The sequence below is a fragment of the Pseudomonas sp. P4_C3 genome (assembly GCF_056402075.1).
Genome location: NZ_JBFUIC010000458.1, coordinates 1 through 2,653 on the forward strand (window position 1 = coordinate 1; position 2,653 = coordinate 2,653).

Sequence of the window (2,653 nt, forward strand, 5' to 3'; positions counted from 1 at the left end):
TCCTTGGACGCCCCCGACTGTCTCAACACATCTTGGAAGAACTCCTTAAAGGTAGGAGCACACGCGAATCGTTCCTGAATCCACGTACTTGGCATTAGCAGCTCTGCCGCGAACCGGTTAGCTTCCATCTCCATCTGCTTGTATTCCATGTTCTCGTCGCCGGGCTCGAGATGGGAGACAACCGTTCCTACATGCCAGGGAATAACAATATGTCCAATTTCATGGGCAAGTGTAAATTTTCGCCGACGCTCGCTGATTTCGCTATTTATCAATATTCTCGGTTTAGCTTTCTCGCCAATTCCGATGGTTATTCCATCAATCCTGAAGGGCAGACTCTTGAACTCAAGTGTTCCATATTCCCTGGCGAGAGCCTCGAGGTCGTACGGTGGCTTTAAGTTTCGGTTGCTGAGGACGCGCGCCGCCATCTTTTCTTCAGGAACCATTAAGGCTCTACCTCTTGCTCAAGCCATTCCGCTATGCGTCGTGCCTCCAACGCCGTGCTGGCGCGTGCCGCGAGTGCGTAGCGATCTCTGTCCAATTCCTCTTCAAGAGATATCTTATTCCTGCGAGCTGCAAGTATGTAGGAAAGAATGGAGGGGTTTTTAGCCCACGCAGAGTACTCGTCCCATCTCATCCCCAAGAACTCATGCAACTCTTGATTCGCGCCCGCGCGGCACTCATGCCAATCCTCGACGTAGTTGTCGATTTCCTCAATTAGCAGGTCGCCCTTCAGGCAAAGCTCTAGGAAGCTCATCGTAATTTCCTAATTTGGGTTGAACCGTCGCCCGCGCACTGGCGGTTTGATTACGTCGCCCGAGTGCGGGCATACCGAACCCAAGTGGTAGCCGCGCTTATCAAATACCTCAAATTCACCATGCAAGGAATCCCAAGAATAGTAGCGCTGCTCGCTGGGGTCGAAATAGTATTGCCTACCACCCTCGACTTTATGTTTCTTGTATTTGTCGACAATGGAAGGCTTGGGTCGTGCGATGCCGCCCATCGGTGCTCCTTGGCCTGAGTATGGTGGCGCTTTGCCAAATCAAGTGCACAAGCGCCTAGCATAATGCTACTAGATGATGGGGCCTCTAGTCTGGCTCGTTTCGTGCTGAAACCGGCTGCGTCACGAAAAAAACTGGGCATAACGCACTTATCTCCTCGCCGACGGGCGGCCTTTCTCGCTGTGGCGCAGGGTCAGGACTGCGGGACACCCTGGGAGAACGTTTTGCTTGCCACTAGCCTGCTTGGGCGTGGGCATCTGCCGCGTCCAGTAGCCCCTCCAGGACTTTGAAGCCCTCATCGCGACTGATCAGGAAGTCAACGAGATCATCCGCATCGAAGTTGAATGCCTCGTCAATCAAGACAGTTTTGAAGAACTTGGATGCCAGCAGCATGCCTCCCGTATTTAGCATTTTCTGTTCGTCTTCACCGGTCAGTTGCGGAAAGAATGTCGATATCACTGCAGTACCCAAAGGACGTATCTCTAGGGATGATGTGGATAGCTCCCAATGCCAGCGCCCCTTGATAGGACAAAAGGTTGGGCAGTCATCATCCAACATGTAGTTCCAGCTATCGCTTTCCCACATCCACTGAGGAGGCTGGAGAAGGTAGGGAGCAGCCCCTTGCGGATATACGGTGACCTCATGATTGCGCCCATTTCCCCAAATCGTCAGGGGGCGCTGCTGCAAATAGTTGAGGCTACGCTGGCGTAATTTGAACGTTGCCAACTGATCGTTGATCTCGTTTTGCACCTGCGCCTGGCTCAGTCCTTCGGCAACACCCAGCACTGCAATCCCGATATTGAGGTTCAGTTGATGTAAGGGCTGCAGGTTCAGGTAAGCGCGGCCAATTAAGGGTTCAGGCAGCCGTTCAATGCAGTCAGCTTCAAGGATTAGTGGAACAATCCTGACGCCCGGCTCGTCGGTGATCTTGGACAGCATTTTCAGCTCACGGAACAAACCTGATCCCACTCGGTGAGCGGCATTCAGGTAGTCCTGGTCACACAAGCACAGAACCAGTACCGGACGCTTGGCCAGCGCTTTGGAAATTGCGCCGTCGATTGACTCGCCAAATGCAATACTGTCRCGGTCCCAGAACACGTCATGCAGCCAATTGAGATTGGCAACTATGCTCTGTCGCACCCACTCCTTGTTTTCTAATCCGTTGCCCCATGCGTATGAAATGAAGATAGAGCCGTGGGTTTCTGCTTCTGTCATATTTCTTCCCTGTTGAACTATCTCTGACTGTGCCCACCATATGATGATAGGCAGGCTATGGGAGCTAGTTACTACTTGCCTAAGATGGCTTTTGCCAAATCATTCATACGAGTTCTGAATCCAGCTGTTAATGCTTTCTGGATCATAAGTAACTCCGTTGCGTATTTATCTCATCATGGTCAGTCATTTCGCTAAAAACGTGACCCGATCTCTCCCCCATTGTGCAGGGTCTAAATTCTAACCGCATCGTTACCGATGCCGCTTCTTCTTCCGTCTTTTGCGATAGTCGCCACTGAATGTTCATGCGCCCACGTATCTATATTTGATAATGTCCTTTGTCACAAATAGGAAGGGGGATCCTCGATGAAGCTCGACAAAGACCTGGTGCGCGAAATTCTGCTGGCCATCGAAGCCAGCGACAAAACCCCTGACTCCTGGAT

At 51.7% G+C, this 2,653-nt stretch carries 4 protein-coding genes; all 4 read right to left on the reverse strand.

All coding sequences use genetic code 11. From position 1 onward, the window contains the following. Nucleotides 1-443: ImmA/IrrE family metallo-endopeptidase (locus AC1DVH_RS29260; protein WP_477756718.1), on the reverse strand; the 443-nt coding region annotated here is incomplete at its 3' end. Then, a complete protein-coding gene (locus tag AC1DVH_RS29265) occupies nucleotides 443-754 on the reverse strand; it encodes a hypothetical protein (protein ID WP_477756719.1) in 312 nt (103 codons plus the stop codon). The genes AC1DVH_RS29265 and AC1DVH_RS29260, both read right to left, overlap by 1 nt. Nucleotides 755-763: 9 nt before the next feature. Further along, the gene (locus AC1DVH_RS29270) at nucleotides 764-1,000 is read right to left on the reverse strand and encodes a colicin E3/pyocin S6 family cytotoxin (protein ID WP_477756720.1); all 237 of its coding nucleotides are present in this window, start codon (nucleotides 998-1,000) and stop codon (nucleotides 764-766) included. Between the two features lie 232 nt (nucleotides 1,001-1,232). Beyond that, entirely contained in the window at nucleotides 1,233-2,213 is a 981-nt protein-coding gene (locus AC1DVH_RS29275) for a toll/interleukin-1 receptor domain-containing protein (protein WP_477756721.1), read from the reverse strand. Between the last annotated feature and the right edge of the window lie 440 nt (nucleotides 2,214-2,653).

Coding starts and splice junctions, on each gene's coding strand:
- AC1DVH_RS29270 (WP_477756720.1), bottom strand. CDS start 1,000: ATGGGCGGCATCGCACGACCCAAGCCTTCCATTGTCGACAAATACAAG.
- AC1DVH_RS29265 (WP_477756719.1), bottom strand. CDS start 754: ATGAGCTTCCTAGAGCTTTGCCTGAAGGGCGACCTGCTAATTGAGGAA.